This window comes from Isoptericola sp. BMS4 (genome assembly GCF_011634835.1).
Taxonomy (GTDB): domain Bacteria; phylum Actinomycetota; class Actinomycetes; order Actinomycetales; family Cellulomonadaceae; genus Isoptericola.
The window spans coordinates 3,269,535-3,285,565 of sequence record NZ_SIRP01000001.1 but is presented as its reverse complement, the minus strand read 5'-3'; the positions used below and the strand labels follow the sequence as shown (position 1 = coordinate 3,285,565).

Annotated in this window: 12 protein-coding genes and 1 pseudogene; 12 read left to right on the top strand and 1 reads right to left on the bottom strand. The window is 73.9% G+C overall.

Annotated elements, in window-relative coordinates; all coding sequences use genetic code 11:
• Positions 1–34: 34 nt before the first annotated feature.
• A complete protein-coding gene (locus EYB28_RS14900; RefSeq protein ID WP_205710929.1) occupies positions 35–1,720 on the top strand; it encodes a nucleobase:cation symporter-2 family protein in 1,686 nt (561 codons plus the stop codon).
• Positions 1,721–1,731: 11 nt separating this feature from the next.
• Here the strand turns inward: EYB28_RS14900 and EYB28_RS14895 are convergent, their stop codons facing one another.
• Positions 1,732–2,490, bottom strand: a complete 759-nt coding sequence (locus EYB28_RS14895) for an IclR family transcriptional regulator (protein WP_166849407.1) — start codon at positions 2,488–2,490, stop codon at positions 1,732–1,734.
• A gap of 147 nt (positions 2,491–2,637) precedes the next feature.
• On the opposite strand from EYB28_RS14895, the gene EYB28_RS14890 reads away from it, so the two are divergent.
• The 11 genes and pseudogenes from EYB28_RS14890 (at position 2,638) to gatA (ending at position 16,026) form a co-directional block, all read left to right on the top strand.
• Entirely contained in the window at positions 2,638–4,119 is a 1,482-nt protein-coding gene (locus EYB28_RS14890; RefSeq protein WP_166849404.1) for an NAD-dependent malic enzyme, read from the top strand.
• Complete coding sequence (locus tag EYB28_RS14885) at positions 4,116–5,387, top strand: DUF6986 family protein (RefSeq protein WP_166849400.1); 1,272 nt, start codon at positions 4,116–4,118, stop codon at positions 5,385–5,387. The genes EYB28_RS14890 and EYB28_RS14885 overlap by 4 nt, the downstream gene beginning before the upstream one ends.
• 250 nt (positions 5,388–5,637) lie before the next feature.
• Positions 5,638–6,435: a hydroxypyruvate isomerase family protein gene (locus EYB28_RS14880; protein ID WP_205711046.1), complete on the top strand. Its 798-nt coding sequence runs from the start codon at positions 5,638–5,640 to the stop codon at positions 6,433–6,435.
• A gap of 34 nt (positions 6,436–6,469) precedes the next feature.
• Positions 6,470–7,363 (top strand): annotated as a pseudogene (locus EYB28_RS14875) (2-hydroxy-3-oxopropionate reductase); the annotation flags it as partial.
• Between the two features lie 80 nt (positions 7,364–7,443).
• Positions 7,444–9,231 (top strand): glyoxylate carboligase, encoded by a 1,788-nt coding sequence (gcl, locus tag EYB28_RS14870; RefSeq protein ID WP_166849391.1) that lies wholly within the window; start codon positions 7,444–7,446, stop codon positions 9,229–9,231.
• Positions 9,232–9,241: 10 nt separating this feature from the next.
• The gene (locus EYB28_RS14865; protein WP_205710928.1) at positions 9,242–10,438 is read left to right on the top strand and encodes a glycerate kinase; all 1,197 of its coding nucleotides are present in this window, start codon (positions 9,242–9,244) and stop codon (positions 10,436–10,438) included.
• Entirely contained in the window at positions 10,435–11,874 is a 1,440-nt protein-coding gene (gene allB / locus EYB28_RS14860) for an allantoinase AllB (protein ID WP_166849388.1), read from the top strand. Before EYB28_RS14865 ends, allB begins: the two co-directional genes overlap by 4 nt.
• A gap of 40 nt (positions 11,875–11,914) precedes the next feature.
• Positions 11,915–12,409, top strand: coding sequence for a thioredoxin-dependent thiol peroxidase (bcp, locus tag EYB28_RS14855; RefSeq protein WP_166849385.1), 495 nt, complete (start codon positions 11,915–11,917; stop codon positions 12,407–12,409).
• Positions 12,410–12,466: 57 nt separating this feature from the next.
• Positions 12,467–14,053 (top strand): malate synthase A, encoded by a 1,587-nt coding sequence (gene aceB, locus EYB28_RS14850; protein ID WP_166849382.1) that lies wholly within the window; start codon positions 12,467–12,469, stop codon positions 14,051–14,053.
• Positions 14,054–14,210: 157 nt separating this feature from the next.
• Entirely contained in the window at positions 14,211–14,507 is a 297-nt protein-coding gene (gene gatC, locus EYB28_RS14845) for an Asp-tRNA(Asn)/Glu-tRNA(Gln) amidotransferase subunit GatC (protein ID WP_166849379.1), read from the top strand.
• 1 nt (position 14,508) lies between these two features.
• On the top strand, positions 14,509–16,026 hold the full coding sequence (gene gatA / locus EYB28_RS14840; RefSeq protein ID WP_166849376.1) for an Asp-tRNA(Asn)/Glu-tRNA(Gln) amidotransferase subunit GatA: 1,518 nt from the start codon (positions 14,509–14,511) through the stop codon (positions 16,024–16,026).
• Positions 16,027–16,031 lie beyond the last annotated feature (5 nt).

Below are 16,031 nucleotides of genomic sequence, written 5' to 3'. Positions count from 1 at the left end.
GCTCACCCCGACGTCGGTTCGAAGGAGCATCGACATGACGACGACGACCACGACGAGCACGGCGCGGGGGACCACCGCGTCCGGCGGGTCGCGACCCGAGGACGAGCGCTACCCGCTCGGCAGGACGTTCCTCTACGGGCTGCAGCACATCATGACGATGTACGGCGGCGTCATCGCGCCGCCGATCATCGTGGGGCAGGCCGCCGGCCTCAGCGGCGCGGGGATCGGCCTGCTGGTGTCGTCGGCCCTGCTGGTGAGCGGTCTCGCCACGGCCCTGCAGACGCTCGGGCTGCCGTTCTTCGGTTCCCGGCTCCCGCTCGTGCAGGGGATCTCGTTCGCCACGGTCTCCACCATGGTGGCCGTCGCGACCGGCGACGGCGGGCTGCCCGCGGTGTTCGGCGCCATCCTCGTCGCGGGCGCGATCGGCCTGGCGATCAGCCCGTTCTTCGCCCAGATCGTGCGGTACTTCCCGCCCGTGGTCACCGGGACCATCATCACGGTGATCGGGCTGTCGCTGCTGCCCACCGCGGCGCAGTGGATGATGGGCGGCGACCCGCAGGCGGACGACTGGGGTTCCGTGCCCCACGTGCTGCTCGCTCTGGGCACGCTCGTCGTGGTGCTCGTGCTGAGCCGCTTCCTCACGGGCACGATCTCGCGGCTGTCCATCCTCTTCGGGCTGGTCCTGGGAACCCTCGCCGCGCTGCCGTTCGGGCTCGCGGACTTCTCGGCGGTCGACGAGGGGCCGGCGATCGCCCTGCCGGAGATCTTCGCGTTCGGGCCGCCCGTCTTCCAGGTCGGCGCGATCCTCTCGATGACGATCGTCGTCCTCGTGATCATGACGGAGACGACGGCGGACCTCATCGCCATCGGCGAGGTGCTGGACACCGAGGTGGACGAGCGCCGCGTCGGGGACGGGCTGCGCGCCGACATGGCCGCGACGGTCCTCGCGCCGTTCGTCAACTCGTTCCCGGCGTCGGCCTTCGCCCAGAACGTGGGGCTCGTGGCCATCACGGGCATCAAGTCGCGCTTCGCGGTGGCCGCGGGCGGCGCCGTGCTCTTCGGCCTCGGGCTCGTGCCCGTGCTGGGGCGCGTCGTCGCAGCCATCCCGGAGCCGGTGCTCGGGGGAGCGGGCATCGTCCTGTTCGGCTCCGTGGCCGTCTCCGGGATCCGCACGCTGTCACGCGTGGAGTACGAGGGGAACCTCAACCTCACGCTCGTCGCGGTGGCGATCGGCTTCGGCGTGATCCCCATCGCCGTGCCCGAGTTCTACGACCGGTTCCCCGAGTGGGTCGGCATGATCTTCCACTCGGGCATCGCGGCGGCGGCCGTCGTGGCGGTACTGCTCAACCTCGTGTTCAACGAGCTCCGCCGCGGGCGCCACAAGGACCCGTCGGTGTTCACCGCGGGCTCCTCCGCACGCCTCGTCGTGACCACCGAGCAGGAGCAGCGCCGGCAGGAGTACTTCGCCCGCCTCGACGCCGAGCGGCTGGACGAGCGACGGGCCCGGCTCAACGCCGACGTGCGGGCGCGCGTCCGCCACGGCCACGGCCGGCGCTCGGGTTGCCTCTCGGCGATCGACCTCGACGCCGACGGCGTCCCGGACGTCCTGGAGGTCCGGGACGGGGCGCGCGTCGCGGCGGGCGCCGGGCCTCGCGCGACAGGCCCGGACGAGGCCCGGCTCGCGGCCGCCGCCACCGCCGCGGAGACGGAGGGGTCGTGAGCCCGCGGCGGTCAGGCCGCGGACAGCAGCTCGGCGGAGATCTGCCGCGCGGCGTCGTGCAGGAGCGGCAGGGCGGTCTCGCCGAACTCGTACGTCACGCGCGCCGCGGGCCCGGAGACCGACACGGCGGTGGGCGTCGGCGCGCCGGGGACCGGGACCGCGAAGCAGCGCACCCCGATCTCCTGCTCGCCGTCGTCCACGGAGTAGCCCTGCTCGCGGATGGTGGCCATCTCGGTGAGCAGGCCCTCGACGGTCGTGATGGACTGGTCCGTGGCGGGGGGCATCCCTACCCGCCCGACGATCTCCCTGATCGTCGAGTCGGGGAGCTCGGCGAGCACCATCTTGCCCACCCCGGTGCAGTGGCAGTAGACCCGGCGGCCGACCTCGGTGAACATCCGCATCGAGTGGGACGACGAGGCCTGGGCCACGTAGACCACCATGTCGCGGTCGATCATCGCGAGGTTGGCGGTCTCGCCGAGCTCACGGGCCAGCCGCTCGAGGTGCGGGCGGGCGCCGGCGCCGACCTGCCGCCCGGCGCTCTCCCCGAGACGGATGAGCCGCGGGCCCAGCGTGTATCGCCGCGACGGCAGCTGGCGGGCGTAGCCTCGCGTCACCAGGGTGCGCATGAGCCGGTGGATGGTCGGCAGCGGGAGCTCGGCAGCCGTGGCGAGCTCGCTCAGGGCCGCCTCGCCGCCGAGATCGGTCATGATCTCGAGCAGGTCGATCGCTCGGTCCACGGACTGGACGCCGCCACCGTTCGCCATGGTCATGCCCCTTTCTGCCCGCACCGGCGACGGCGCCGCGCGCGAGCGAGTCGAAGAACGTGGCCGGCCCGTACCTCGGGAGCCGACCGCCAGAAGCATCATTCCACATCTCGAAACTGACCGTCAGCAGAACGTCGAAAGGACACCACGACCATGGCGATGCCCAGCCCGAGCTACACGATCACCCTGCGCGTCGAGGCGCCGGCCACCCAGCGCGCGACGAGCGAGATCGTCCACGAGGTGACGGTGGCCGGTGCGTCGGTCATGGGTGTCGACATCGCCCAGTCGCACGCCGAGGTGATCGTCGTCGACGTCACCTGCGACACCGTCGACGCCGAGCACGGCGAGCGGATCGTCGCGGCCCTCGACGCGCTCGAGGGCGTGCGGGTGCTCAAGATGTCCGACTCGACGTTCCTCATGCACCTGGGCGGCAAGATCGCCGTCGCCCCCAAGGTGCCGCTGAAGACCCGTCGGGACCTGTCGCGGGCGTACACGCCGGGCGTCGCCCGGGTCTGCCTCGCCATCGCCGACCGCCCCGAGGACGCCCGCCGGCTGACCATCAAGCGCAACACGGTCGCGGTGGTCACCGACGGTACCGCCGTGCTCGGCCTCGGCGACATCGGGCCGAAGGCCGCGATGCCGGTGATGGAGGGCAAGGCGGCGCTGTTCAAGCAGTTCGCGGACGTCGACGCCTGGCCGATCGCGCTCGACACGACCGACACCGAGGAGATCATCCGGACCGTGAAGGCGATCGCCCCCGGGTTCGGCGGCGTGAACCTCGAGGACATCTCCGCGCCGCGCTGCTTCGAGATCGAGGCCCGGCTGCGCGAGGAGCTCGACATCCCCGTCTTCCACGACGACCAGCACGGCACCGCGATCGTGGTGCTCGCGGCGCTCGTCAACGCGCTGAAGGTCACGGGCAAGAAGATCGAGGACGTGCGGATCGCGGTGTCGGGCGTCGGCGCGGCCGGCTCGGCGATCATCCGGCTGCTCCTCGCCCAGGGCGCCAAGGACGTCATCGGCTTCGACCGGAACGGTGCGCTGACGACCGAGTCGGCGGGCACCGACCCCAACCGCACCTGGATCGTCGAGAACACCAACCCGACCGGCTTCACCGGGACGCTCCGAGACGGCCTCGAGGGTGCCGACGTCTTCGTCGGCGTCTCGGCGGGCAACATCCTCACCGGTGCGGACGTCGCGCGGATGAACGACGGCGCGATCGTCTTCGCGCTGGCCAACCCGACGCCGGAGGTCGACCCGATCGCCGCGGGGGAGACCGCCGCCGTGGTGGCGACGGGCCGCAGCGACTACCCGAACCAGATCAACAACGTGCTCGCGTTCCCCGGCCTGTTCCGGGGGCTGCTCGACGCGGGCGCGACGCAGATCACCGACGAGATGCTGCGCGTCGCCGCCGTGGCGATCGCCTCCGTCGTGGAGGACTCCGAGCTCAACCCCGCGTTCATCATCCCGGGCGTGTTCGACCACCGCGTGGCCGAGGCCGTCGCGGAGGCGGTGCGGGCCGAGGGCGTCAAGGAGGTCCCGACCGAGTCCGTGCGCACCGAGGACGCCGAACGGCTCGCGCAGCACGTGGACCGCGCCCTGCGCGGCGGCGAGAAGGCCGGTGCCGCGCGGTGACCGACGAGCGGAAGACCACCCTCGACCAGACGACGCTGGACGACGTCGAGCGTCGCCTCGCCCGCCACGACGCCTACCTCGAGGCTACGTACCCGGGGGACGACGTGGCGCGGCAGCCGGTGCACACGGTCTACGTGCCCGCGCACCGGTACGCCGCGGGCCTCGCGCGCGACTGGGGGGTGCAGGCTCGCGCCGCCGTCGACCGGCACGGCGCCGACGCGCTCGTCGCCGCGGCCGGGGTGCGCCCGGACCTGCGGGAGGCGGTCGCCGCCCAGGTGCTGCGCAAGCTGGACGCCGAGCCGATCGAGGACCTGCGCATCGACCTCGAGGACGGGTACGGCGCCCACCCGGACGCCGAGGAGGACGCCGTCACGCTCGCGACGGCGGCCGCGCTGCGTGCCGAGCTCGACCAGGGCGTGGCGCCCCCGTTCGTCGGGATCCGGTTCAAGTGCCTGGAACGGCCGACGCGCGCCCGCGGGCTGCGGACGCTCGACCTGTTCCTCAGCGCGCTCGCGGGGTCGGGCGACCTGCCCGCCGGGCTGGTGGTTATGCTGCCCAAGGTCACCGGGGTGGCGCAGGTCGAGGCGATGGTCACGGTGTGCGAGCGCATCGAGCGAGGGGTCGGCCTGCCTGCGGGGCGGCTGCGCTTCGAGGTGCAGGTCGAGACGCCGCAGTCGATCCTCGACGCCGCCGGCACGGCGACCGTCGCCCGGATGATCCAGGCCGGCGAGGGGCGGGTCAGCGGCCTGCACTACGGCACGTACGACTACTCGGCGTCGCTCGGCATCGCGGCGGCGTACCAGTCGATGGAGCACCCGGCCGCGGACCTGGCCAAGGAGGTCATGCAGCTCGCGGCCGCCGGCACGGGTGTGCGGCTCTCCGACGGCTCGACGAACGAGCTGCCCGTGGGCGACGACGAGCGGGTGCGCGCGGCCTGGGCGAACCACGGCCGCCTGGTGCGCCGCTCGTTGGAGCGCGGGTTCTACCAGGGGTGGGACCTGCACCCCGCGCAGCTGCCGAGCCGCTTCGCGGCCACGTACGCGTTCTACCGCGAGGGCTTCGAGCCCGCGGCGCGGCGTCTGCACGACTACGTCCACCAGGTCTCCGGTGCCGTGCTCGACGAGCCCGCGACGGCCAAGGCCCTCGCGTGGTTCCTCAAGCGCGGGCTCGACTGCGGCGCGCTGAGCGGCGACGAGGTCGCCGGGGCGGTGGGGCTCGGGGTCGACGAGCTCGTCGCGATGGTGGCGCGCCCTGCCGCGCAGGGCTGACCGTCGAGGTCGTTCCGCGAGGTAGTGCCCGCGGCGCCGCGGTAGTGCCCTGAGCGCACGACCGCAGTACGGCAGGCACTACCTCGCGGGGTGAGGGCCCGGCAGGAGGACTCCTCCTGCCGGGCCCTCGTGCTGTCCGGGGCCGTCGTCGTGACCGCAGGGGTTGACCGCGGGCAGAGCCTCCCGTAGTGTTTCCACAACAAGGAACTGAACTTCCACTTCACGAAAGAGGGCACCGATGGCGGACCAGATCCCCTACACCGTGAACTGCTCGATCCTGCTGACCGACCTCCCGCTCCTCGAGCGGCCCGCGGCGGCCAAGGCCGCCGGTTTCGAGGGCGTCGAGTTCTGGTGGCCCTTCGCCTCCTCGACCCCGGCCGCCGACGAGGTCGACGCGTTCGTCGGCGCGATCGCGGACGCCGGCGTCCAGCTGACCGGCCTGAACTTCGACGCGGGGAACATGCCGGGCGGCGACCGCGGCCTGGTCTCCTGGCCCGCACGCTCCGCCGAGCTGCGCGAGAACCTCGACGTCGTCGCCCGCATCGGCGAGCGCACCGGCTGCCGGGCGTTCAACGCGCTCTACGGCAACCGGGTCGAGGGGGAGGACGCCGCCGCGCAGGACGAGCTCGGTGCCGAGAACCTGGCGCTGGCGGCCCGGGCGGTCGCCCGCATCGGCGGCACCGTCCTGGTCGAGCCGGTCTCGGGCGCCGACGCCTACCCGCTCAGGACGTCCGACGACGCCGTCGCCGTCCTGGACCGGGTGGCCGCCGAGCACGGCGAGACCAACCTCGGCCTGCTGTTCGACGTCTACCACCTGGCGGTGAACGGGGCCGACGTCGACGTCGACCTCAAGAACCACGCCGACCGCGTCGCCCACGTGCAGGTCGCCGACGCCCCCGGCCGCGGCGCCCCGGGCAGCGGCGACCTGCCGATCCAGCGGTGGATCGACGACCTGCGCGCCGCGGGCTACGCCGGGCCGGTCGGCCTGGAGTACTCCACGGCCGACGTCCACCCGTTCGCCTGGCTGCCGCGCGAGGACCGCGCCTGAGCCGAGGCCGCAGTCGCGCACCCACACCACTTCCCGAAGGGACACCACGATGAGCACCATCGCCTTCATCGGCCTCGGCATCATGGGCAGCCCGATGGCCGTCCACCTGCAGGACGCCGGCCACACCGTCGTCGGGTACAACCGCACGGCCGCCAAGGCCCAGCCCCTGGTCGAGGCCGGTGGCACCGCGGCGTCGTCCGTGGCCGAGGCCGTCAAGGCGGCGGACGTCGTCGCCGTCATGGTCCCGGACTCCCCGGACGTCGAGGGCGTCCTCACCGGCGACGACGGCGTCCTCGCCAACGCCCAGCCGGGCACCCTGATCATCGACTTCTCCTCGATCCGCCCGGACGTGACGATCGCGCTGGCCGAGCAGGCCCGCGCCGCCGGCTTCCGCTTCCTCGACGCGCCGGTCTCGGGCGGCGAGGCGGGCGCGAAGAACGCGGCCCTGTCGATCATGGTCGGCGGCGAGGCGGACGACTTCGCCGCGGCGTCCGAGGTGTTCGACGCGGTCGGCACCACGGTCGTGCACGTCGGCCCGTCCGGCTCCGGCCAGACGGTCAAGGCCGCGAACCAGCTCATCGTCGCGGGCAACATCGCGCTGCTCGCGGAGGCCGTGATCTTCCTCGAGGCCTACGGGGTGGACACGACGGCGGCGGTCGAGGTGCTCGGGGGCGGGCTCGCCGGCTCCGCGGTGCTGAACCAGAAGGCCGCCAAGATGCTGGACCGTGAGTTCGCGCCGGGCTTCCGCATCGACCTGCACCACAAGGACCTGGGCATCTTCACGTCGGCCGCCCGCGAGGAGGGCGTCGTCGCCCCCGTGGGGGCCGTCGTCGCCCAGCTCATGGCCGCCGCCCGGGCCGAGGGCGACGGCGACCTGGACCACTCCGGCCTGTTCCGGGCCCTCGCGCGCCTGTCCGGCCGCGACTGAGACGGAGACGCAGGCTCGGTCGCCCCACGGATCGCCTGACGGCGACACCTGTTCTTTCCGAAGACTCGAAGGAGAGCATCATGCCCCGCATGCGCGCGGTCGACGCCGCGGTCGCCATCCTGGCGAAGGAGGGTGCCACGGAGGCCTTCGGCCTGCCGGGCGCCGCCATCAACCCGTTCTACGACGCCATGCGCAAGCACGGCGGGATCCACCACGTGCTCGCCCGGCACGTCGAGGGCGCGTCGCACATGGCCGACGGCTACTCGCGCGCCGCGCACGGCAACATCGGTGTCTGCATCGGGACCTCGGGCCCGGCGGGCACGGACATGATCACGGGCCTGTACGCCGCGTCCGCGGACTCGGTCCCGATGCTGTGCATCACCGGGCAGGCGCCCGTGGCCAAGCTCGACAAGGAGGACTTCCAGGCGGTCGACATCGCGTCGATCGCCGCGCCGGTCACGAAGATGGCCAAGATCGTCCTCGAGGCGTCGCAGGTGCCCGGGGCGTTCGCGAAGGCGTTCCAGCTCATGCGGTCGGGCCGGCCTGGGCCGGTGCTGATCGACCTGCCGATCGACGTCCAGCAGGCCGAGATCGAGTTCGACCCGGAGGCCTACGAGCCGCTGCCGGTGGAGCGCCCCGCGGCGACCCGGGAGCAGGTCGCGAAGGCCCTCGACATGCTGCTGGCCGCGGAGCGCCCGCTGATCGTCGCCGGCGGCGGGGTCATCAACGCCGGCGCGGAGGCCGAGCTGGTCGAGCTGGCCGAGACCCTCGGGGTGCCGGTCGTGCCGACGCTCATGGGCTGGGGAGCGATCGGCGACGACCACCCGCTCGCCGCGGGCATGGTCGGCATCCAGACGTCCCACCGCTACGGGAACGCGACGTTCCTGGAGTCCGACTTCGTGCTCGGCGTCGGCAACCGGTGGGCCAACCGCCACACCGGGGGCCTGGCGACCTACACCGAGGGCCGCACCTTCGTGCACGTGGACATCGAGCCCACGCAGATCGGCCGTGTGTTCGCGCCCGACTACGGCGTCGTCTCCGACGCGGGCGCCTTCCTGCGCACCGCGCTCGACGTGGCCGCGGAGCGCAAGGCCGCCGGCCGGGTGCCGGACTACGCCGCGTGGGCCGCGTCCGCCCAGGAGCGCAAGCGCACGCTGCTGCGCAAGACGCACTTCACCGAGGTGCCGATCAAGCCGCAGCGCGTGTACGAGGAGATGAACCGGGCCTTCGGCCGCGACACCGTCTACGTCACCACGATCGGCCTGTCGCAGATCGCCGGCGCCCAGCTGCTGCACACCTACTCCCCGCGGCACTGGATCAACGCCGGGCAGGCCGGCCCGCTCGGCTGGACCGGCCCCGCCGCGCTCGGCGTCTCGCGGGCGCTGCCGGAGGGGAACGTCGTCGCGCTGTCCGGCGACTACGACTTCCAGTTCATGCTGGAGGAGCTCGCCGTCGGCGCCCAGCACCACCTGCCGTACGTGCACGTCGTGGTGAACAACGCCTACCTGGGCCTCATCCGCCAGTCGCAGCGCGCCTTCGACATGGACTACCACGTGTCCCTCGCCTTCGAGAACATCAACGTGGGGCAGGCCGCGGGGGAGCCCCAGGGCTACGGCGTCGACCACGTGAAGGTCGCCGAGGCGCTGGGCTGCAAGGCGATCCGCGTGACCGACCCGGACGACCTGGGGGCCGCGTTCGCCAAGGCGCAGGCCATGACGGCGGAGCTGCGGGTGCCGGTGGTGGTCGAGGTGATCCTCGAGCGCGTCACCAACATCGCGATGGGCGCCGAGCTGAACGGCGTCAACGAGTTCGAGGACCTCGCCATCTCGGCGCAGGACTCGCCGACCGCCGTCGCGCACCTCGACTGAGGCGGCGACCGTGACCAGGACGACGGCGCGCACGGGCGGACCCGCCCGCGTGCTCCTCGCGCCCGACACGTTCAAGGGCTCGCTGTCCGCGGCGCGGGTCGCCGCCCACCTGGCGGCCGGCCTGCGCCGTGCGGCCCCCGGCGTCGTCACCTGCGAGCTCCCCGTGGCCGACGGCGGCGAGGGCACCGTCGACGCGGCGCTCGCGGCGGGCTTCGCGCCCGTCGGGACGACGGCGACCGGCCCGCTCGGCGAGCCCGTCGCCACCCGGTACGCCCGGCGTGGCGGCACCGCCGTCGTCGAGATGGCGGCCGTCTGCGGGCTCGCGATGGTGGTCCCGTCCCGCGAGACGGCCCTCGCCGCCACCTCGCGGGGGCTCGGGGAGGTGATCGCGCACGCGCTCGACGCGGGCGCCCGCGAGATCGTGGTGGGCGTGGGCGGCTCGGCGAGCACCGACGGCGGGGCGGGGATGCTCGCCGCGCTCGGCGCCCGGCTGCTCGGCCCCGCGGGCGACCTCGCCGACGGAGGCGGGCACCTGGGCGGCCTGGTGGACGTCGACCTCAGCGGGCTGCACCCGGCGCTCGCGGACACGGAGATCGTGCTGGCGAGCGACGTCGACAACCCGCTGCTCGGGCCGTCGGGCGCTGCCGCCGTCTACGGCCCGCAGAAGGGCGCCGACCCCGCGACGGTCGCGGAGCTCGAGCGCGGGCTGGCGGCCTGGGTCGACGTGCTGGCCACCGGTGGCGTGACGGGCGCGGTGGCGCACGCGGCCGCTCCCGGGGCCGGCGCGGCCGGCGGCGTCGGCTTCGCGTGCCTCCTGCTGGGCGCGCTGCGCCGCCCCGGCGTGCAGGTGGTCCTCGACCTGACGGGGTTCGCCGGCCGGCTCGCCGGCGCGGACCTCGTCGTCACGGGGGAGGGGAGCCTCGACGCCCAGTCGCTGCACGGCAAGACCCCGGTCGGGGTCGCCGCGGCCGCCACCGCCGCGGGAGTACCCGTCGTGGCGGTCTGCGGCCGGACGGCGCTCGACGCCGATCAGGCCGCCGCAGCGGGGTTCGCGGCGGTGCACGCCCTCACCGACGTCGAGCCGGACGTCGCGACCTGCGTCGCGCAGGCCGGGCCGCTGCTCGAGACCCTGGCCGCGCGCCTCGTGACCGACGCCCCCGCCGTCGCCCGCCCGGCGACGGCCCCCACACGGACGGAGCACGCATGACGACCGCACCCACGAGCCGAACCACCGAGTCCGCCGTCCCGCGCGCCACGGTCCCCGGCGAGGTCCGCCACGACCTGGTGCTGCGCGCCGCCCGGGCGGTCACCCCCGAGGGGGAGCGGGCGGTCGAGGTCGGCGTGACGGACGGTCGCGTCGCTGCGGTCGTGCCGCTGGGGACCGGCCTCGTCGGCGACGAGGTGCACGAGCTGGCCGCGGACGAGGTGCTGCTGCCCGGCCTGGTCGACTCGCACGTGCACGTCAACGAGCCGGGCCGCACCCAGTGGGAGGGCTTCGCGACCGCCACCCGCGCCGCCGCGGCCGGCGGCGTGACGACGATCGTCGACATGCCGCTGAACTCGGTGCCGCCCACGACGACCGTGGCGAACCTCGAGACCAAGCAGCGGCGCGCCGCTGACCAGGCCTTCGTCGACGTCGGCTTCTGGGGCGGCGCCGTCCCGGGCAGCACCGGGGACCTGCGGCCGCTGCACGAGGCCGGGGTCTTCGGGTTCAAGTGCTTCCTCGCGGACTCCGGCGTGCCGGAGTTCGGGCACCTCGACGACGACGAGCTGCGTCTCGACCTGGCCGAGCTGCGCACCTTCGACGGGCTGATGATCGTGCACGCGGAGGACCCGGACGCCCTCTCCTCGGCGCCGCACGAGCCGGGGCGGCACTACCGCGACTTCCTCGCCTCGCGGCCGGCCGGGGCCGAGTCGGCGGCGATCGCCGCGGTGATCGACGCCGCGCGGGCCACCGGCGCGCGTGCCCACGTGCTGCACCTGTCGGACGCCGGGTCCCTGCCGCAGATCGCGGCCGCCCGCGCCGAGGGCGTGCGCCTGACGGTCGAGACCTGCCCGCACTACCTGTCCCTGGACGCGGAGCACGTCCCCGACGGGGCGACCGCGTACAAGTGCTGCCCGCCGATCCGCGAGCAGGGCAACCAGGACGGCCTCTGGCAGGGCCTGGCGGACGGCACCATCGACATCGTGGTGACGGACCACTCGCCGGCCACCGCCGAGCTCAAGGAGCCGGCCGACGGCGATTTCGCGACGGCCTGGGGCGGCGTGTCGTCGCTGCAGCTCGGCCTGGCCGTGGTGTGGAGCGAGGCGCGCCGCCGCGGCGTCGCGCTGGAGCAGGTGGTGCGCTGGATGTCCGAGGGGCCGGCGCGGCTGGTGGGCCTGGAGGACAAGGGCGCGATCGCGGTGGGCAAGGACGCCGACCTCGTCGTCTTCGCGCCCGACGAGGCGTTCGTGGTGGACCCGCGGCGCCTGCACCACAAGAACCCGGTGACGCCCTACGCGGGCCGTGACCTGACCGGCGTGGCGCGGCGCACCCTGCTGCGCGGCCGCCCGGTGGGCGACCGGCCCACGGGCCGGCTGCTGCGCCACGCCGGCGCACCTGCTCCGGCGGACCGCCCGAGCGACCACCCGGCCGGGGCCTGAGCCCCGCCGTCCGACGCGCACGAGACGAAGGAGACCCGCCATGACCCAGCTCCGGCCCGGAGACGTCGCCCCCGACTTCACGCTGCCCGACGCCCACGGCGACGACGTGTCGCTCGCCGCGGTGCGGGCGGCCGCCGACCGGGGGGTGGTCGTGTACTTCTACCCGAAGGCCGGCAGCCCGGGCTGCACGACCGAGGCCTGCGACTTCCGGGACAACCTGGCCTCGCTGGCGGGGGCCGGCTACGCGGTGCTGGGGGTCTCGGCGGACCCGGTCGCCGACGTGCGGGCGTTCGCCGAGGCCGAGCACCTGACCTTCCCGCTGCTGAGCGACGCGGACCACGCGGTGGCCGACGCGTACGGCACGTGGGGCCCGAAGACGGTCGACGGGCGGAGCTTCGACGGCATGCACCGCTCCACGTTCGTCGTGGACCCGGACGGCACCGTCCGCACCGCGCAGTACGACGTCGAGGCCACCGGTCACGTGGCCGCGCTCCGCGAGCGGCTGGTGGGTGCCGCCGGCGCCGCGAGGCGCTAGGGTTTCCGCCAGGCGTAACTTCAATTCCGCAATCCACGAGACCAAGGAGGCACTGTCGTGGAGCTCCCCGACGGCCTGACCATCACCGCCGAGATCGGCGAGCGCGACCCCGAGGTGCTCACCCCGGCCGCGCTCGACCTGATCGCGACCCTGCACCGGAAGCTCGGCGCCCGGCGCCTCGAGCTGCTGGAGGCCCGGCGTCGCCGTCGCCAGGAGCTCGCCGACGGGGGCACGCTCGACTTCCTGCCGGAGACCGCGCACATCCGTGCCGACGACTCGTGGCGCGTGGCCGAGCCGGCGCCCGGCCTGGTCGACCGCCGCGTCGAGATCACCGGGCCCACGGACCGCAAGATGACGGTCAACGCCCTCAACTCGGGTGCCAAGGCCTGGCTCGCCGACCAGGAGGACGCCAACACGCCGCAGTGGCGCAGCGTGGTGGGCGGCCAGCTCAACCTGCTCGACGCGATCGACCGCGAGATCGACTTCACCAACGAGGCCGGCAAGTCGTACGCGCTCAAGCCCGACGACGAGCTCGCCACGATCATCGTGCGCCCGCGCGGCTGGCACATGGACGAGAAGCACGTGCTGGTCGACGGCGAGCGCACCTCCGGGGGCCTGGTCGACTTCGCCCTCTACGTGGCGACGGCCGGGCTGCGCCAGATCGACAAGGGCCACGGGCCGTACTTCTACCTGCCGAAGATGGAGTCCCACCTCGAGGCGCGGCTGTGGAACGACGCGTTCGTCCTCGCGCAGGAGGCCCTCGGCATCCCGCGCGGCACGATCCGCGCCACCGTGCTGATCGAGACGATCCCGGCCGCGTTCGAGATGGAGGAGATCCTCTACGAGCTGCGCGAGCACTCCGCGGGCCTCAACGCGGGCCGCTGGGACTACCTGTTCTCCGTCGTGAAGACCTTCCGCACCCGCGGGCACGACTTCCTGCTGCCGGACCGCAACCAGATCACCATGACGGTGCCGTTCATGCGGGCCTACACCGAGCTGCTGGTCTCGACGTGCCACCGCCGCGGCGCGCACGCCATCGGCGGCATGGCCGCGGCCGTCCCGAGCAAGGACGCCGAGGCCAACGAGCAGGCGTACGCCAAGGTCCGCGCCGACAAGGCGCGCGAGGCCGGCGACGGCTTCGACGGCTCGTGGGTCGCCCACCCCGGCATGGTGGCCACGTGCTCCGAGGCCTTCACCGCGGTGCTCGGCGACCGGCCGAACCAGATCGACCGCACGCGCGACGACGTGCGGGTGGCCGCGGCCGACCTGCTCGCCGTGGACAAGACCCCCGGCACCGTCACCGAGGCGGGCCTGCGCAACAACGTCTCCGTCGGCATCCAGTACCTGCGCGCCTGGCTCGGCGGCCTCGGAGCCGTCGCGATCTTCGGCCTCATGGAGGACGCCGCGACCGCGGAGATCTCCCGGTCGCAGGTGTGGCAGTGGCTGCACAACGACGTCACGCTCGCCGACTCGGGCGAGAAGGTGACCCGCGAGCTCGTCGACCGCGTCGTCGCCGAGGAGGTGGCGAAGCTCCCCGGCGACGCCGCCGACTACGACGAGGCGCGCGCGCTCTTCATGGAGGTCGCCGTGGCCGACGAGTACGTGGACTTCCTCACCACCGCCGCCTACGAGCGGATGGCCTGAGGAACGGCCGTGACCGGCGCGACGGGGGCGCCGGCCACGGCCGCAGCAGGGCGGCCGGTGCCGGGTCCGAGGGACCCCGGCGCCGGCCGTCGTGTCGTCCCCGGTCGTCACGTGCGGACAACCTCCGGGACACCTGCCGACCACTAGACTGGCGGCCATGTCCACCATCTCCCGAGACGAGGTCGCGCGCGTCGCCGCCCTGGCCCGCATCGACCTGAGCCCGGAGGAGGTCGACCGGTTCGCCGGCGAGCTCGACGTCATCGTCGAGTCGATCGCCCGTGTGCGCGAGGTCGCCACCCCGGACGTGCCCGCGACCAGCCACCCGCTGCCCATGACGAACGTGTTCCGCGAGGACGTGCCGACGCCGGCGCTGCCCGTCGCGGACGTCCTCGCCGCCGCGCCGGACGCCGAGGACGGCCGGTTCGCCGTGCCGCAGATCCTCGGGGAGGAGTGAGATGACGGACCTGACCCGCCTGAGCGCCGCGCGCCTCGCCGAGCTCCTCGCCGCCGGCGAGGCCTCGAGCGTCGAGGCGACCCGCGCCCACCTGGACCGCATCGCGGCCGTCGACGGCGACGTGCACGCGTACCTGCACGTGAGCGACGAGGTGGCCCTCGCCACGGCCGCCGACGTCGACGCCCGCCGCGCCGCCGGTGAGGAGCTGCACCCGCTGGCCGGCGTGCCGATCGCCGTCAAGGACGTCGTCGTCACCAAGGGCACGCCGTCGACCGCCGGATCGAAGATCCTCGAGGGCTGGATCCCGCCCTACGACGCGACCCTCGTGGAGAAGATCCGCGCGGCCGGCCTGCCGATCCTCGGCAAGACGAACATGGACGAGTTCGCCATGGGCTCCTCGACGGAGCACTCGGCGTACGGCAACACCCACAACCCGTGGGACCTCGAGCGGATCCCCGGCGGCTCCGGCGGCGGGTCCGCGGCCGCCGTCGCGGCCTTTGAGGCGCCGCTCGCGATCGGCACGGACACGGGCGGCTCGATCCGCCAGCCGGGCGCCGTCACCGGCACCGTGGGCGTCAAGCCCACCTACGGCGGGGTCTCGCGCTACGGCCTCATCGCGATGGCGTCCTCGCTGGACCAGGCGGGCCCCGTGACCCGCACGGTGCTCGACTCCGCGCTGCTGCACGAGCTGATCGGCGGGCACGACCCGCGCGACTCGACGTCCATCCCCGAGCCCCTGCCGCCGATCGTCGCCGCGGCGCGCGAGGGCGCGCTCGGGGACCTGTCCGGCCTGCGGGTCGGCGTCGTCACGCAGCTGCAGGGCGAGGGCTACCAGGCGGGCGTGCTGGCGCGGTTCCACGAGTCGCTCGAGCTGCTCACCAAGGCCGGCGCCGAGATCGTCGAGGTGTCCTGCCCGTCGTTCGAGTACGCCCTGGCCGCGTACTACCTGATCATGCCGTCCGAGGCCTCCAGCAACCTGGCGAAGTTCGACGGCATGCGCTTCGGCCTGCGGGTCGAGCCCGAGGAGGGGCCGGTGACCGCGGAGCGCGTCATGGCGGCCACCCGCGGGGCCGGGTTCGGCGACGAGGTCAAGCGCCGCGTCATCCTCGGCACCTACGCGCTGAGCGCGGGCTACTACGACGCCTACTACGGCAGCGCGCAGAAGGTCCGCACGCTCATCCAGCGCGACTTCGACGCGGCGTTCGCCGCGGCCGACGTGCTGGTCTCGCCGACGGCGCCCACGACGGCGTTCCGGTTCGGCGAGAAGCTGGACGACCCGCTCGCGATGTACCTCAACGACGTCGCGACAATCCCGGCCAACCTCGCCGGTGTGCCCGGCATCTCGGTGCCCAACGGGCTGGCCACGTCGGACGACGGTGCCGCCCTGCCCACCGGCTTCCAGATCCTCGCGCCGGCGAAGGCCGACGACCGCCTGTACCGCGTCGGCGCCGCGCTCGAGTCGGCCCTCGAGTCCTCGTGGGGCGCGCCGCTGCTGGCCCGCGCCCCCGAGCTCGGCTGAGAACG